General features: G+C 72.0%; 15 protein-coding genes. 6 read left to right on the top strand and 9 right to left on the bottom strand.

What is annotated here, in order from left to right; translation table 11 throughout:
- Nucleotides 1-39: 39 nt before the first annotated feature.
- The 3 genes from EDF47_RS03285 to EDF47_RS03275 all read left to right on the top strand — a co-directional run bounded on the left by EDF47_RS03285 (nt 40) and on the right by EDF47_RS03275 (nt 2,780).
- Nucleotides 40-1,149: an LLM class flavin-dependent oxidoreductase gene (locus tag EDF47_RS03285; RefSeq protein WP_243698067.1), complete on the top strand. Its 1,110-nt coding sequence runs from the start codon at nt 40-42 to the stop codon at nt 1,147-1,149.
- 149 nt (nt 1,150-1,298) lie between these two features.
- Entirely contained in the window at nt 1,299-1,928 is a 630-nt protein-coding gene (locus tag EDF47_RS03280) for a hypothetical protein (RefSeq protein ID WP_123938566.1), read from the top strand.
- A 360-nt stretch (nt 1,929-2,288) separates the two neighbouring features.
- A complete protein-coding gene (locus EDF47_RS03275) occupies nt 2,289-2,780 on the top strand; it encodes a pyridoxamine 5'-phosphate oxidase family protein (RefSeq protein WP_123292028.1) in 492 nt (163 codons plus the stop codon).
- 135 nt (nt 2,781-2,915) lie between these two features.
- On the opposite strand, the gene EDF47_RS03270 is transcribed toward EDF47_RS03275, so the two are convergent.
- Nucleotides 2,916-4,157, bottom strand: coding sequence for a hypothetical protein (locus EDF47_RS03270; RefSeq protein WP_133937891.1), 1,242 nt, complete (start codon nt 4,155-4,157; stop codon nt 2,916-2,918).
- Nucleotides 4,158-4,383: 226 nt separating this feature from the next.
- Here EDF47_RS03270 and EDF47_RS20135 point away from each other — a divergent pair, with 226 nt between their 5' ends.
- Nucleotides 4,384-4,785: a Rid family hydrolase gene (locus EDF47_RS20135; protein ID WP_235035960.1), complete on the top strand. Its 402-nt coding sequence runs from the start codon at nt 4,384-4,386 to the stop codon at nt 4,783-4,785.
- A gap of 101 nt (nt 4,786-4,886) precedes the next feature.
- Here EDF47_RS20135 and EDF47_RS03260 read toward each other — a convergent pair whose 3' ends face one another.
- Genes EDF47_RS03260 through EDF47_RS03240 form a run of 5 tightly spaced genes read right to left on the bottom strand, consistent with a single transcriptional unit; the run spans nt 4,887 to nt 10,311 of the window.
- On the bottom strand, nt 4,887-6,560 hold the full coding sequence (locus tag EDF47_RS03260) for an amidohydrolase family protein (protein WP_243833994.1): 1,674 nt from the start codon (nt 6,558-6,560) through the stop codon (nt 4,887-4,889).
- Nucleotides 6,557-7,216 (bottom strand): bifunctional 4-hydroxy-2-oxoglutarate aldolase/2-dehydro-3-deoxy-phosphogluconate aldolase, encoded by a 660-nt coding sequence (locus tag EDF47_RS03255; protein WP_133937889.1) that lies wholly within the window; start codon nt 7,214-7,216, stop codon nt 6,557-6,559. Before EDF47_RS03255 ends, EDF47_RS03260 begins: the two co-directional genes overlap by 4 nt.
- A 55-nt stretch (nt 7,217-7,271) precedes the next feature.
- On the bottom strand, nt 7,272-8,249 hold the full coding sequence (locus EDF47_RS03250; RefSeq protein ID WP_131879382.1) for a sugar kinase: 978 nt from the start codon (nt 8,247-8,249) through the stop codon (nt 7,272-7,274).
- Entirely contained in the window at nt 8,246-9,091 is an 846-nt protein-coding gene (locus EDF47_RS03245) for an IclR family transcriptional regulator (RefSeq protein WP_131879380.1), read from the bottom strand. Before EDF47_RS03245 ends, EDF47_RS03250 begins: the two co-directional genes overlap by 4 nt.
- Nucleotides 9,091-10,311: an alanine racemase gene (locus EDF47_RS03240; protein ID WP_166673178.1), complete on the bottom strand. Its 1,221-nt coding sequence runs from the start codon at nt 10,309-10,311 to the stop codon at nt 9,091-9,093. Before EDF47_RS03240 ends, EDF47_RS03245 begins: the two co-directional genes overlap by 1 nt.
- Nucleotides 10,312-10,482: 171 nt before the next feature.
- On the opposite strand from EDF47_RS03240, the gene EDF47_RS03235 reads away from it, so the two are divergent.
- Both EDF47_RS03235 and EDF47_RS03230 read left to right on the top strand, forming a co-directional pair.
- Entirely contained in the window at nt 10,483-11,880 is a 1,398-nt protein-coding gene (locus EDF47_RS03235) for an MFS transporter (protein WP_123938771.1), read from the top strand.
- A 164-nt stretch (nt 11,881-12,044) separates the two neighbouring features.
- Nucleotides 12,045-12,821: an endonuclease/exonuclease/phosphatase family protein gene (locus tag EDF47_RS03230; RefSeq protein WP_111084345.1), complete on the top strand. Its 777-nt coding sequence runs from the start codon at nt 12,045-12,047 to the stop codon at nt 12,819-12,821.
- A 326-nt stretch (nt 12,822-13,147) separates the two neighbouring features.
- Here the strand turns inward: EDF47_RS03230 and EDF47_RS03225 are convergent, their stop codons facing one another.
- Genes EDF47_RS03225 through EDF47_RS03215 form a run of 3 tightly spaced genes read right to left on the bottom strand, consistent with a single transcriptional unit; the run spans nt 13,148 to nt 15,851 of the window.
- On the bottom strand, nt 13,148-13,765 hold the full coding sequence (locus EDF47_RS03225; protein WP_111084480.1) for an ABC transporter permease subunit: 618 nt from the start codon (nt 13,763-13,765) through the stop codon (nt 13,148-13,150).
- Between the two features lie 50 nt (nt 13,766-13,815).
- Nucleotides 13,816-14,898 (bottom strand): methionine ABC transporter ATP-binding protein, encoded by a 1,083-nt coding sequence (locus EDF47_RS03220; protein WP_133937885.1) that lies wholly within the window; start codon nt 14,896-14,898, stop codon nt 13,816-13,818.
- A complete protein-coding gene (locus tag EDF47_RS03215) occupies nt 14,898-15,851 on the bottom strand; it encodes a MetQ/NlpA family ABC transporter substrate-binding protein (RefSeq protein WP_123672400.1) in 954 nt (317 codons plus the stop codon). Before EDF47_RS03215 ends, EDF47_RS03220 begins: the two co-directional genes overlap by 1 nt.
- Nucleotides 15,852-15,900: the final 49 nt, after the last annotated feature.

Raw genomic sequence — 15,900 nt, 5'->3', positions numbered from 1 at the left:
GTTTGATGCAAACGCATGGAAGTGCGACCAGGAGGAACCATGAGCAACGCATTCGGCACCGACCGCCCCTCGGACGTCCCGCCGCCCGCACCCGAGCGGATCGGACGCGTGGAGCTCGGCATCGACACCTTCGGCGACGTCACCGAGCTCGCCGACGGCAGCCTCAAGTCCGACGCGCAGAGCATCCGCGACGTCGTGGCCCAGGCCGTCCTCGCCGACCAGGTCGGCATCGACTTCATCGGCGTCGGCGAGCACCACCGCGCCGACTTCGTGGTGAGCGCACCCGAGGTCGTCCTCGCCGCGATCGCCGCCTCGACCTCCCGCATCCGGATGGGCTCCGCCGTCACGGTGCTGTCGTCCGACGACCCCGTGCGCGTCTACGAGCGCTTCGCCACCGTCGACGCGATCTCGGACGGCCGTGCCGAGGTCATCCTCGGGCGCGGTTCCTTCACCGAGTCGTTCCCGCTGTTCGGCCACGAGCTCTCCGACTACGAGGTCCTGTTCGAGGAGAAGCTGCAGCTCTGGGCGGCCCTGCGCGGCGGCGACGCCGTCACCTGGTCCGGCACGAAGCGCGCGAGCCTGGTCGACCAGGACGTCTTCCCGAAGCTCGAGCACGGCGCCATCCCCACCTGGATCGGCGTCGGCGGTTCCCCGCAGTCGGTGATCCGTGCGGCGTCGTACGGCCTGCCGCTGTTCCTCGCCATCATCGGCGGGCAGCCGGCGCAGTTCGCCCCGTTCTCGCGGCTGTACCGTCAGGCGCTCGCCCAGCTCGACCTGCCGCAGCAGCCCATCGCGATGCACTCGCCGGGCTTCGTCGCGGCGACCGACGAGGAAGCCGCCGAGCGCTACTGGCCGTACCACAAGGCCGTCACCGACCAGCTCGGCCTGGAGCGCGGCTGGCCGCCCCTCGACGTCGCCGGGTACCACGCGGGCCTGTCCGCCGGTGGCTCGCTGTACGTCGGCTCGCCGGAGACCGTGGCGCGGAAGATCGCCCGGAACATGCGGATCCTCGGCGCCTCGCGGTTCGACATGCGCTACGCGACCGGTCGTCTGCCGCACGAGGACATGCTGCGGTCCATCGAGCTCTACGGCACCCGGGTCGCGCCCCGTGTGCGCGAGCTGCTCGCCGAGCCCGTCCCCGTCCCGTAGGCGGTCACCCCGGCGGGCCCACCCCGCGAAAGCGACAGATCGCCGCGGAACGTTCGCGGCGATCTGTCGCTTTCGCGCACCCGTCGGCCGGGAGGCGCGGGTCGGCTCCGTCGGTCCGGTTCACGGGCACGCCGGGTACGGTCCACGGCATGCCGTCACGCCCCAGCACCCCACCCGTCGAGCGCCGGTTCCGCGGCCGGATCATGGGCGTCGGCACCACCTCGGGCGTCCGGATCGTCGTCGGGATGTGGGACCGCTCGCCGTTCGGGGCGTTCACCGACGTGTTCCTCGAGCTACCCGACGGCACCAGCGTGCTGCTCGCGCCGGACGAGATCGTCGCCGCCTACGTCTCCGGCACCTACCGGTTCGACACCGTGTCCGTGGTCGACGTCCGGGCCCGACGGACGGCCCGTGGCCTGGAGCTCGACGCCGGCGCCCTGCAGGTCTCGGTCGACGTCGGCACGATCTCACCGCTCGGCCGGGTGCTGCGCGTCGTGCCGAAGCCGATCGCCCGCGACCCGCGGTGGCTCGCCGCGATCGACCCGATCGCCCGGCTCGTCGCGCCCGGATCCGGCACCGCCGGCTCGGCGGGGAACGGACGCCGCGAGTACTACGGCGTGACCGGGGCGCACGACGTCACCGGCGTGCGCGGGACCTGGGCGGGGGAGCCCCTCGGCACCTTGGTACCGCTCGACCCGCCCGTGGCGTTCGGCTTCGCGTCGATGCCGCGGGTGCCGCAGGTCGTCGACGTCGAGACCACCATCCGCGAGCCCGCCTGACGCGTTCCGTACGGGTGCATCTTCCGTCGATCCACCACCGGATCGACTCGTGGAGTGTCGCTCGTTGCGCATGCATCCGGTGCGTGTGCATGTCCCGACGATGCACGCGGTGATCGACTGGTGGAGTGTCGCTGTGTGCGGACGCATGGAGCGCGCCGGACCGGGTGCGGGCACTGCGGACCGGCCACCTGCGTGGCCGGACGTGTCCGGGGGAGTCGGCGCGGGCCTCCCGGTCGGGGTGGTGCTGCCGTGTGCCGGACGCGCCCAGCGTCGAGGGGCACACTGGCGGGAACGGTACGGCCCCGCCGGACCCGCGGTCGAACGTCGGGACGGGTGGGGCGCACGACGCAAAGGAGCATCATGACCGACACGCAGACCGACCAGCGCGCCGCCATCTCGGACATCGTCCACGGCGCCCACACGGCCCTGTTGACGACGGTGAGCGAGGACGGCCAGCTGCACGCCCGGCCCCTCGCCGTGCAGGACAAGGCGTTCAACGGGACCCTCCGCTTCCTGGTGCAGGACGGCAGCGAGAAGGTCGACGACATCGCCAGGAACCCGCACGTCAACGTCTCCATCGAGTCGCAGGGCGGCTACCTGTCCATCGCCGGCACCGCCACGGTGACGCAGGACAGTGCCGTGATCGACGAGCTGTGGTCACCGTTCGCCGAGGCCTGGTTCCCGGACGGCCGCGACGACCCCTCGATCCGACTCCTCACCGTGTCGGGCGACTCGGTCGAGTACTGGACGCAGGACACCGGCCCGGTCGGCAGCCTCGTGCAGACGCTCAAGGCCGCACTCGGCAAGCAGAGCCAGCCGGACACCGGGGACCACGGGACCGTCGAGCTGTAGGGGCGGGGCGGGCTCGGCTCGGCTCGAACCGACTCCGAACGACGGGACCGATGTCGTACGACGTCGGTGCCGTCGTTCCGCGTCGGAGCTGCCGTCGTGCCGATGCCGGGGCCGCTGCCGGCGTCGCCGTCCTCGCTACGGAGGCCCGAGCAGCCAGAGCACCGCGACGAGCACCGGCTGCCCGGCCAGCGCCGCGGTGACGAACGTCCACCGCATCCACGGCTTCGCGACGAGCTCCGGCGAGCCGAACAACGGCGCCAGGGGCATGAGCAGTCGCGGGGTCGAGGCCATCGGCAGCGACACCGCGAAGATGTAGAGCGCGTAGGCGGCCGAGTACAGCACGGTCGTCGACCCGAGCCGCTTCGTCGACCGGCGGAGCAGCCAGATCGGGAACCCGACGAGCAGGAACACCACGATCAGGATCCCGCCGACGCCGAGCCAGCGCCCGGCGATGAGGAACCACGGCGACAAGGGCACGAAGTCCACGCGGCCGATGAAGTTCACCCACCACGACATCTCGGTCTCGAGGTAGGCGTTCGGCGTGCCGGTCACGTGCGACGCGATGACCGGCCACGCGAGGCCCGCCGCCACCATCACGGCACCGGCGGCCACGACCTGCACCTGCTCGCGGATCGGGAAGGTGTCGAGCACCCGCCCGGTCTCGCGGCGAGCCCGGACCCACCGCACCAGGGCGATGACCCCGAGCACGAGCGGGACGGCCAACGCACCCGGACGGGTGAAAGCAGCGGCGACCCCGAGCACGGTGAGAAGCCCGTACCGGCGACGCTCCAGGGCGAGCAGTGCGCCGAACGTGAGCGCGAGGAACATGCTCTCCGCGTAGCCGACCTGCAACAGGAACGACAGTGGCCCGCACGTGAAGAAGAACACCGCCCACATCGCGGCGGCGTTGCCCGCACGGTCCCGGACCAGGCGGTGCAGCAGGTAGGTCGCCAGCAGACCGGCCAGCACGGAGATGAGCGGGGCACCGACGGTGAACGGCAGCCCGGTCGATGCGGTGAGCATCCGGATCGTGAACGGGAACGCCGGCAGGAAGGCCCAGGCGTTCTGTGCCACGTTGCCGACGGCGTCGAGCGGCAGCACGTCGGGGTACCCGTGCAGCGAGATCTGCTCGTAGTACTGGCCGTCCCAGGCGGTGAGGAACGCCGTGAAGCCGTGCCCGTTGCCCCAGATGGCGTTGTCCGGCATCGCCCGTCCGATGAGCGGGTACGCGAGTGCCAGCCACAGCGTCGACACGATCCGGCCGCCGGTCCAGACGAGCAGCACGGCCGCCCACGCCGGCAGGGAGGTCACGGTGTCGAGTGCGCGGCGCCGTCCGGTCGCGGCGGTCCCGGTGACCGCGCCGTCGAGCCGGCTCATGCGCGTGCTCGGCGCGAGCCCGTGCGCGCTCGGCGGCGTTCGGGCAGGGAGGACGGCACCCGGCCAGGGTAGTCGCCCTCCACCTGGGTGGTCGGTGCGGCACCCCGGACGGGAGGCCCGCCCTGCGTTCTGCAATACGGAATCGGTCGGGTGCGTGGTCGGCTCTCGAGGCGGCCTTCCGCCTAGCCTGGAGTCCGCCCACGACCGACGAACCACAGGAGCAACCGTGCCGAACCCCACCGCGCCGAAGACCGCCATCGTGACCGACAACGCCCCGAAGCCCGCGGGGCCCTACAGCCAGGGCATCGTCGCCAACGGCTTCATCTACACCGCGGGGTTCGGCCCGCAGGACCCCGCCACGGGTGCGATCGCCGATGACGTGGCCGGACAGACCGCGCAGGTGCTGGCCAACGTCGCAGCGGTCCTGGCCGAGCACGGTGCCACCCTCGACGACGTCGTGAAGTCCACCGTGCACCTCGAGCACTCCGACCGCGACTTCCCGGCCTTCAACGAGGAGTACGCGAAGCACTTCTCGCAGCCGTACCCGGTCCGCACCACCGTGCAGTCGCACCTGGCGAACATCCTGGTCGAGATCGACGTCGTGGCGGTGCTGCCGAGCGCTTCGTGACGTCGGCGCAGGCTGTGTGAAGCCTCACCGAGCCGCGGCACCGTGCTGCGTCGCTGACCGTGCTGCGTCACCGGCGGTGCTGCGTCACCGGCCGTGCTGGGTCACCGACCCCCGGTGCCCGCTGCTCCCTGCCCGTGGTCGATCCGACCCGGGTGGCGACGCAGCCCGGCACCGGGGGTCGCGTGCGTCAGGGCGCCTTCGGCCAGCACGGGGACGCCGGCGACGAGGACGTCGTCGATGCCCTCGGCCAGGCGCATCGGTTCGTCGTAGGACGACCGCGCCGCGACCCGATCGGGATCCACGACCACCAGGTCGGCGACCGCCCCGACGGTGACTGCGCCCCGTCGACCGAGACCGAGTCGCTCGACCGCAGTGGCGGACAGGTGCCGCGAGGCCTCGAGCCACGTCAGGAGCCCCGTGCGGGCGAAGTCCTGCAGGTAGCGTGCGAACGTGCCGTACGCGCGTGGGTGCGGGTGGGTGCCCACGAAGATGCCGTCGGAACCGGCCGTGTGCCCGGGCAGTCGGAAGAGCGGCGTCAGGTCGTCGGCAGTCCGGGGACGGGGCACGCGCATCACGGCGGTGACCTGCAGTGCCGAGTCGACCAGGACGTCGATGGCCAGGTCCACCGGATCCGTCCCGGTCGCCTCGGCGGCGTCGGCGAGGGTGCGGCCCTGCAGCGCGTGGAACTCGGCGGCGGGCACGTGCGACAGCGTGATCTGCTCCGCCCAGCCAGTGCCGAGGTCGGCGCGGGACAGCACGCGGTCGAGCACGGCCGCCCGGGCCGCGGCACGACCCTCGTCGTCGGCGATCGCGTGGGCGAGGTCCTCGGTGCCGGGGCGGGCGAGGGCCGCGGGCAGCAGCAGCATCGACAGGATCGTGCAGCCGCGCGAGTACGGGTAGGCGTCGAACGACATCGGGGCGCCCTCGGCCTCGAGTTCGGCCAGTGCCGTCACCGCGAGGTCGACGGGCGCGTGCAGGTGGGAGACGTGTGCGCGGACGCCCGACGCGCGGACGATGTCGGCGATCTCCTCGAGGCCGGCGCGGGCGTTCCCCTCGTAACCACCGCGCATGTGTGACACGTAGAGGCCGTCGACGGCAGCGACCTCGGTGCAGAGCGCAGCGAGTTCTGCAGTGCCGGCGAACAGGCCGGGGACGTAGTCGAGCCCCGTCGCCAGGCCGACCGCACCGTCCGCGAGGCCGTCGCGCACGAGCTCCCGCATCGCGGCCAGCTGCGCGCTGTCCGCCGGCCCGGGGTCGTAGCCCATGACCTCGTGCCGGACCGTGCCGGCGGGCACGAGCGTCGCGACGTTGATCGGGGTCGTTCCGTCGTAAGTCGTCAGCAGGCCGTCGACCCCGCCACCGCGGTACGTCGGGTGCGGGCCGTCGATGGCGGCGAAGTACGTGTCGGCGTACGAACCGTCACCCGGTGCCGGCCCGACGCCGTCCTGTCCGGTCACGATCGTGGTCACACCTTGGCGCAGGAGCGCGAGCTGCACGCCCTCGTCGAACACGAGCGACCCGGCGTGCGAGTGCGCGTCCACGAAGCCCGGCAGCACCAGTCGTCCGTCGCAGTCGATCACGTGCGCGTCGGCGGGGGTGGCCAGGTCGGGACCGACGGCGCGGATGACAGCGTCGGTGACGAGGACGTCGGCGCGCACCGGGGCCCCGTCCGCGCCGAGGACCGACCCGCCGCGCAGCAGGACGACGCCGCCGGCGGACTGCTCGCCGGTGGGCTGCTCGGAGCCCGTCATGTGCTCGGGATCGCCGGTGGTCATCGGTCGAGCGCCGCGACGAGTCGGCCGGCCCGCTCCCGCAGGGCGTCGAGGTCGCCCGAGGTCAGGGCGTCGCCGACGAGCGGGGACCCGAGTCCGACGGCGACCGCACCGGCGGCCAGGTAGTCCGGGGCGTCGTCGACCCCGATGCCCCCGGTCGGGATGACGTCGACGAAGTCGAGCGGTGCCAGGACCTGCTTCAGGAACGCGGGGCCGCCGAGCTGCGCCGCCGGGAACACCTTCACCGCGCGGGCACCGAGCCGCCACGCGCGGACGATCTCGGTCGGGGTCGCAGCACCGGGGTACCAGCCGAGGCCACGCTCGTGCGCGCGCTCGCCGAGTTCGGCGTCGAGGTGGGGACTGACGGCGAACGAGGCGCCGGCCGCGGCGGCCTCGTCGAGCTGGCGGACGTCGAGCACCGTGCCGACGCCGATGGAGGCCGCGGAACCGTACCGCTCCACCGCCCACGCGATGCCCTCGCGCCAGCGTGGGGTGTTCGTGGTGATCTCGATCGCCGTCACGCCGGACTCGACCAGGGTGGCGATGACGTCCTCGACGTGGTCGCCGGTGCCGCCGCGGAGGATCGCGATCGCCGGTCCGGCCTGGTGGCGGTGCCGTGCGCCGGCGTGCTGCTCGGTGCTCGTGGTGTCGTTCGTCATGGTGCGCTTCCTCGAGTGGTGGTGTTCGGCGGACACGGTGTCGGCGGACGCGGTGTCAGCGGTCGACGTGGTCGTGCACGGTGTGGTCGGTGTCCGACGGGTCCGGGGCGTGGTGCAACGCGGCCGGGTCCGGTCGGCGCCAGTCGCTCTCGACGGTGCAGGCGAGGGCGCCGGCGTCGGCGGCCCGGTCGAGCGCCTCGGCGGCGTCCGCTCCGCCCATGCTCGCCGCGAGCCAGCCCGCGACGAACGCGTCACCGGCACCGACCGGGTCGACGACGCGCACCGGGGTCGCGGGCCGACGGACGAACACGCCGTCGATCGACGCCACGGCGCCGCGGGAGCCGAGCTTCACGACCGCGCGGCCCCGTGCCAGTGCGGCGAGGTCGTGCGCGAGTGACTCCTCGTCATCGTCCTGTTCGTCGCGGTCGAGCACGAGTCGGGCCTCGTCGTCGCCGGCGAACACCACGGCGGACCGTGCTGCGACGGCTCGGTACCGGTCTCGTGCAGCGTCGGCGCCGATGAGCTTCGGCCGGTGGTTGACGTCGAACGACACCGGCACACCGGCGGCGGCAGCCCGGTCGAGCGCTGCGGTCACGGTGTCGTGTGCGGACTCGGAGAGCGCGAGGGTGATCCCGGTGACGTGCACGAGCGCAGCGGTCTCGACGACGCTGCCGGGCAGGTCCGTCGCGGCCAACGCCGAGCCGGCCGAACCACGGCGGTGGTAGGTCACCCGGGTGCGGCCGTCGAGCAGCCGCTCCTTCATCATGATGCCGGTGGATCGCTCGGCGTCGGGGACCGCGAGGACGTCGACGCCCTCCCCACCGATGTCGGCGGCGACCCGGTCGCCGGCGGGGTCCGTGCCGACCCGACCGATCCACGTGGCCGGCACCCCGGCGCGGACCAGGCCGATCGCGACGTTGCTCTCCGCGCCGCCGGTGTCCACCCGCATGTGCTCCAGGTCCGGCACCGCGCCGACGTCGCGCCCGGTCAGGAGCAGCATCGTCTCGCCGAACGTCAGCACCGTGCCGGTCACCGGGCACCCCGCGCGAGGGCGAGCTGCGCCGACGAGGACCCGAGCGCGACGGAGATCTCGTGGGCGGTCCGAACGACGCCGTCGCCGAGTTCGCGGACCGCCGCTGCGGGGAACCGCGAGGCCAGCCCGGAGATGCTCATCGCGCCGACCACCTGGTTCGCGTGGTCGAACACCGGGGCGGCGACGCACCGGATGTCCGGCTCGTTCTCGCGGTCGTCGATGCCGTACCCCCGTCCGTGCGTGCGGTCGACCTCGTGCCGCCAGCGGTCGTCGTCGGTGATGGTGTGCTCCGTCATGACCTGGGCCGGCTCGGCGAGCACCCGGTCGAGCAGCTCCGGTTCACCGAACGCGACGATCGCCTTGCCGGACGCCGTGTTCCGCATCGGCAGGCGGTTCCCGATCCGGGAGCCCATGCGGACGGTGCCGCGGGTCTCGACCTTGTCGACGTAGACGATGTCGGTGCCGTCCGGCACGACGAGGTGGCACGTCAGCCCGGTCTGCTCCGCCGTCCGACGCAGGAACGGTGCGGCGGCGGAGCGCAGGTCGATCCCCTCGAGGTAGCTCTGCCCGAGCAGCAGGGCACCGAGGCCGAGCGTGAACCCGGCGTCCGCGGTGCGGCGCAGCAGGTCGTTCTCGAGCATCGGGGCCGTCAGGCGGAGCACCGTCGACTTCGAGGTGCCGAGCTCGGCGGCCAGCACGGACAGGCTGACGGACACCGCGCCGCTGCGGGTCCGGTCGGCGATGCAGTCGAGCAGGCGGAGCCCGCGACGCAGGGACAGTGCGGCGTTCCGGGCGGGCCCGTCGCCGTCCGTCGGCACCGGGGCCGCGGTGGTCGCGCGCATCAGAACCACGTCGCGATCGTCCGGAGCACGGTGTCGTCGTCGGCGAGGACGTGCACCTGCCGCCACTTGTCGAACACCGTGCAGGGGTGCGAGATGCCGAACACGACGACGTCGCCGGGCGTCAGCTCGGGGGCGCCGTCCGCCAGCGCGAGGTAGCAGTGCTGGTCGTCGAGGCGGGTGACGGTGACCGCCCCGGGCGGCGGGACGACCTGTGGGGCGCCCGCCGGGCCTCCTGGCAGGGTCGGCCGTACCGACCGCACCACCGGCAGCCCTTCGTCGAAGGAGATGTCGCGCTTGCCCACGGCGACGAACGCGAGTCCGGGCTCCGGGCAGGACGTCACGCGTCCCCAGACCTCGATCGCGGCGATGAGCGAGCCCTCGGCCGGGTGCCGGCCGAAGGGCGTGCGCTCGGCGTAGAAGCCGTCGTCGTGGGTCAGGTACGCACCCGACCGCAGCAGCACGTCGAGGTCGTCGGTGCGGTGCGCCACGGCGTCCACGACGGCGTCGAACCAGGCGCTGCCGCCCATGCTGAGGAGCCCGCGACCGTCGACGAGCCCGCGGACGTCCTCGGCGACGTCGAGCACGCCGGCGACGTACTCGCGGGCAGCGTCGACGCCGGGCAGCCCGCCCTCGTACCCGGAGACACCGCGGAGCACGAGCCCGGCGTCGTGGGCGAGCAGCGCGAGGGCACGCGCGTCGTCGGGGGAGCGGACCCCGGTGCGCCCGCCCGGGAACCCGAGCTCGACCAGGACGTGCAGCTCGCCGGCGACGGTGCCCTGCGCGGCGACGGCGGCGGTGACGCCCGCGGCGGAGTCGACGTAGCAGAGGACGTCGGCGTCCGGGTCGACCGTGCGCCGGGACGCGAGCCAGGCGAGGCCGGCGGGGTCGAGGACCTCGTTCGCGACCAGGATCCGGTGCACGCCGTGCTCCCACGCGACCATCGCCTGCTGGACCGACGCGACCGTGACTCCCCACGCCCCGGCGTCGATCTGCCGTGCGGCGAGGTCGGGTGCCATGTGCGTCTTCATGTGCGGCGCGAACAGCAGCCCGTGGCGGTCGACGTAGTCCTGCATGACGGCGGTGTTGTTCGCCAGGGCGGACTCGCGCAGCGTCATCACGGGCAGGTGGGCGTGGTCGAGGACGTGGTGCGGAGTGCCCGCTGCCGGGTCCCAGGCGCCCTTCGTGGTCACGGTCCGGGTCGTCGTGTCGGCGTCGGTCATCGGTGAGCCTCCTGTCGTCGCGCAGCCTCCACGCTCCCGCTCGGCGGACCCGCAGGGCAACGCACTGGTGCGCATCATTCTGCAATGCATAACACGATCGCGGAACCTCCTGACACGATCCCCCCGCGACCCGGCACCGGGCATAGCCTTTGACGCGACATGGCGACGACGATGACGACACCCAGACGGCGGACGGGCAGCACGGCGGTCGCCGTGCTCGTGGCGGGGACCTTCTTCATGGAGCTCCTCGACGGCACGATCCTGGCGACCGCAGCGCCCGCGATGGGACGCGACCTCGGCGTCGACTCGGCCGCGGTGGGCGTCGCGATCACCGCGTACCTGGTCACCCTGGCGGTGTTCATCCCCGTCTCGGGCTGGCTCACCGACCGGATCGGGTCCCGCACCGTCTTCGCTGGCGCGATCGCGCTCTTCACGATCGCATCGGCGCTCTGCGCGATGTCGACCGGCCTCGTCGACCTGACGCTCTGGCGCATCCTGCAAGGGCTCGGCGGTGCGCTGATGGTGCCCGTCGGCCGGCTCGTGGTGCTCCGGAGCGCCGGTCGCGAGCAGCTCGTCACGGCCATCGCGATCCTCACCTGGCCCGCCCTCGCCGCGCCGATCATCGCCCCGTTCATCGGCGGCGTGCTCGTCGACACCCTGACGTGGCACTGGATCTTCCTGATCAACATCCCGCTCGGCGTCATCGCGTTCGTCGCCGCGCTCGTGCTCGTCCCGCAGGAGCGCGCCGCGCAGCGTGTGCCGTTCGACTGGTTCGGGTCGCTGCTCGCGTGCTTCGGCCTCGGGTCGCTCGTCGTGATGGCGTCGCTGCTCGCCCTCGACGTCATCCCGGTCCTGGCCGTCGTGGTGTCCGGTGTCGTCGGCGCCGTCTGCTGCTGGTTCGCGATCCGGCACTTCCGCCGGGCACCGCACCCGATCATGGGGCTCGAGGCGTTCCGGCTCGAGACGTTCCGGGTGTCGCACGCCGGCGGCAGCCTGTTCCGCCTCGCGGTCTCCGCGGTGCCGTTCGTGCTCCCACTGCTGTTCCAGGACGCCTGGGGCTGGAGCGCCGTGCTCGCCGGGTCCGCCGTGCTGTGGGTCTTCGTCGGCAACCTCGGCATCAAGCCGATGACGACGCCGTTCCTGCGCTGGTTCGGCTACCGCCCGGTGATCATCGTGTCGAGTGCGATCGCGGCGCTGACCGTCGTCGCGATGGCGTTCATGACCGAGGACACCCCGTTCTGGCTGCTCGCGGTCCTGCTCGTCGTCAGCGGCGCCGCCCGCTCCGTCGGCTTCACGGCGTACAACACCATCGCCTTCGCCGACGTCGAGCAGGCCGACATGACCCCGGCCAACACGCTCTCGTCGACGCTGCAGCAGACCGCCGCCGGGTTCGGCGTCGCCGTCGCCGCGGTCGTGATCCGCGCGGCCGGCGGGCTCGGTGGCGACGGCCCGTACTCCGTCGCGTTCTGGGTCATCGCGGCGCTGCTCGCCGTCGCGTGCGTCGAGGGCATCCTGATGAGCCGCACAGCGGGGGACACCGTCCGACCCGCCCGCCGGGTCCGCGCCTGACCCGGGCGGTTCCACGCAGCCCTGCGCGCGGCCCGCGACTGTCCGTTTCCGTCACGGTCACACGCGCGAAACCCGACAGGCGTTACAGTCTCAGCATCCGTTTGCGAACGCCGAGTACGGTTGCCGCGGCAGGGTGACCCGGACCACCCGGACAGGAAGGCAGCATGGCCGCGCCAGAACAGCAGAGCACGATCGCCACCGACGCAGGCGTGCCGCCCACTGCCCTCCGGGTCGTCAGCTACAACCTCCGGGAGCACACCGCGAACGGTGAACTCGCCGCCCTGGCCGAGGCCTCCGACGCCGACGTCCTCTGCGTGCAGGAGTGCGACAGCAACGACCTGGCCCCGTCGATCGGTGGGCTCTCGCTCGCCGCGTCGACCCGCACGAACCGCCTCGGGCTCGCCATCTACAAGCGCGACGACCGCTTCGAGGTGCAGGACTTCAGCATCCACTCGCTGCAGAAGTCCCTGCACGACCGGGTCCTCGCACCCGCGCACGAACGGCTCATCGCGATGCACCTGCGCGACACCGAGGCCGACGCCGAGGTCGTCGTCGCCTCGTTCCACGCCTCACCGCTGACCGCGACGAACTCCCTGCGCCGCAAGCAGATCGAGGCGGCGCACCAGTTCCTCCGCGAGCTCGCGAAGGACGTCCCCGCGGTCATGGTCGGCGACTTCAACTACCCCTGGTTCCAGACGAACCTGCGTCGGAAGATCGAGCAGGGCGGGTTCGCACTGTCGCTGTCCGACCAGCCGACGTACCTGCGGTACCGCAAGTTCACGGGCCACTTCGACTTCGCGACGAGCGTCGGGCTGCACATCGCCGGCGTCGAGACCCTGCCGGCGGGCATCTCCGACCACCGTCCGATCCTGGTGCGCGCGCACTACGAGCACCCCGGCGCGACCGGCACGATCGAGACCGTGGAGTCCCCGGCCGCCTGACCCGCGGGCATGTCGTCGACTGGTCAGCAAGTGTCGGCCGGCGGTCCGGCAGACGACACGTCGTGACCACTCCGCGGGCGACGGCGGGAAGTCGTGACTGCTCGGCGGGCGACGTTGGGCGCGCCGGTGGAGCCGGCAACGCACTGGAGGCCCGGTGCCGGTCTCGTGTACCGGCACCGGGCCTCCAGGCGGTTGCGGCCACAGCACGTGGCGAGGCGGCGAAACGCGCCGCGCCCGCCGTCGCGTGGTCACGAACTGTCGGCCAGCGTTCCGCCGAGCGACACGTCGTGACCACTCGGCGGACGTGAGCGGGGAGTCGCGACCCGTCAGCGACGCAGGGTCGCGCGCGCCAGCCGGTTGCCGACGAACTGGCCGAGCTGCACGATGACGACGATCGCCGCGACCGACACGTAGACGATCCACCAGTCGTACCGCTGCGATCCGTAGGTGATCGCGTACTCACCGAGTCCACCGCCACCGATCAACGCTCCCTGCGCCGTCATGTCGACGATGCCGATGTAGATGAACGTGTAGCCGAGGATGAGCGGCCCGAGGCCCTCGGGGATCAGGACGGTCAGCAGGATCGAGATCGGGTGCGCACCCGATGCGCGAGCCGCCTCGACGACGCCGGGGTCGACCGCGAGCAGGTTCTGCTCGACGATGCGCGACACCGCGAAGGCCGCTGCCAACGAGATCGCGAAGGTCACCGCGGGCACGCCGATCGTGGTCTGCACCACGACGCGCGACAGCGGGGCGATCGCGGCGAGGAAGATCACGAACGGGATCGGCCGGACCAGGTTCACGACGACGTTGATGATCGTGTACGCGGTGCGGTTGCCGAGCAGGTTGCCCGGACGGGTCGCGTAGAGCAGCAGCCCGAGGGCGAGCCCGATGACGCCGGCGATCACGAGCGACACGAGCGACATGACGATGGTGTCGCGCATCGCGGCGAGGAAGACGTCGAACGTGTCGATCACGCTCTGGAACGAGTTGTTCACGCTGCTGCCTCCTCGTCGGTCGTGACGCCGTCGGCGCGCAGGGCGGCGACGGCGCGATCGATGGCGTCCGGTGCACCAGCACCAGCACCAGCACCAGCACCGGCGTCGGCGACCCCGCCGGCCGTCAGCTCGTACGTGAGCGAACCGATCCGGCGCTCGCGGATCTCGCCGACCCCGCCGTAGACGAGCTCGGCGGTGACCCCAGCGGAGCGGAACACCGCGTCGATCCGGTTCTGCAGCCCGGCCTCGTCGGTGATCTGCACGGTCAGCAGACGACCGGGGTGGCGTTCGCGCAGGCGAGCGAGCGTGTCGACCGAGGGGCGGTCGTGCAGCGCGGTGCGGACGAACCGCTGCGCAGCGCCCGTCTTCGGCGCGGAGAACACGTCGTAGACGTCCCCGACCTCGACGACGCGTCCCTGCTCCATCACGGCGACGCGGTCGGCGATCTGCCGGACGGCGTCCATCTCGTGCGTGATGACGATGATCGTCACGCCGAGCTCCTTGTTCACCCGGCGGAGCAGCCCGAGCACCTCGGACGTGGTCTCCGGGTCGAGGGCGCTGGTGGCCTCGTCGGCGAGCAGCAGGTCGGGCGACGCCGCGAGGGCCCGCGCGATGCCGACGCGCTGCTTCTGACCGCCGGACAGCTGCTCCGGGTAGGCGTGGGCGCGCTCGAGGAGCCCGACGAAGTCGAGCAGCTCGGCCACGCGACGGTCCCGCTCGTCCTTCGGCACACCGGCGACCTTGAGCGGGTACGCGACGTTGCCGGCGATGGTGCGGGACCGGAACAGGTTGAACTGCTGGAAGATCATCCCGATGTTGCGACGCGCCAGACGGCGATCCCGCTCGGGGATCGCCGTCAGTTCCTTGCCCGCCACGGTGACGGTCCCGGAGCTGGGGAGCTCGAGGGCGTTCACCAGACGGACCAGGGTGGACTTGCCCGCACCGGAGTACCCGATGACGCCGAGGACCTCTCCCTGGTGCACGTCCAGGGAGACGTCCTCGACGGCCACCACGGTCTCGCCGGTGTCGGCGCGGCGGTAGTGCTTCGAGACGCCGCGGAGTTCGACGAGGACCGGCACTACTCCGCTGCCGCCTTCGCGTCGGACTCGACCGTGGTGAGCTCCTTCTGCAGCGAGGCGGCGCTCTCGTCGCTCGGGACGGCGTCCGGGTAGTCCTTCGCGAAGACCTTCTGCACGGCGTCGTCCTGGAACAGCTTCGCCAGGTCGAGGTACGTCTTGTTGGTCTTGTCGGCGTCGCGGACGGCGAAGACGTTCACGTACGGGGCAGCCGAGGCGCTCTTCGGGTCGTCCTGGAAGATCGCGTCCTTGGTGTCGAGCCCGGCCGAGGTGGCGTAGTTCACGTTGACGATCGCGCCCTCGACGGAGCCCTGCTGCAGGGCGTTCGCGGTCTGCGAGGCGTCGAGCGTCTGCACGTCGACCTTGTGCGAGGTGATGTCGGCCGTGGTCGAGAAGGCGTTGCCGCCGTCCTTGAGCTCGAGCAGGTCAGCGGCCTGCAGGACCAGGAGCGCACGGGCCTCGTTGATGGCGTCGTTCGGGATCGCGACCTTCGCACCGTCCTCGAAGTCCGCGACGTCGGAGACCTTCGTCGAGTACAGCGGCAGCGGGTAGACGGCCGTCGCGCCGATCGGCTGCAGGTCGTCGTCCGAGGTGACGTTGTAGTTCGCCAGGTACTGGATGTGCTGGAACTGGTTGATGTCGATCTGCTTGTCCTTGAGCGCAGGGTTCGGCAGCGAGTAGTCCGAGAAGTTCTGGAGCTTCACGGTGACGTTGAGCTGCTCCTTGGCGGCCTTCACGTAGGTGTTCCAGTAGGGCAGCGACTTGTCCGAGACACCGATCGTGACGGTCTTCGGCGCAGCGTCACCGGCGGCAGCGCCACCGCTGTCGCCACCGGAGCGCACGACTCCGACGATGACGGCGACGACGATCGCCACGACGACGATGACGGCGGCGATGATCCAGCCGATCGGGCGCTTGCCCTTCGGCTTCTCGGGCAGTGCGGGGGCTGCGGACATGCTGGTGCTCCTCGTGGGCCGTGCTGTGCGGGGGAGCCGCGGTGGTCCG

Source organism: Curtobacterium sp. PhB190, from assembly GCF_004365385.1.
In the GTDB taxonomy this organism is placed as follows: Bacteria; Actinomycetota; Actinomycetes; order Actinomycetales; family Microbacteriaceae; genus Curtobacterium.
The sequence above is the reverse complement of the archived record's forward strand: the minus strand, read 5'-3'. Positions and strand labels throughout refer to the sequence as shown.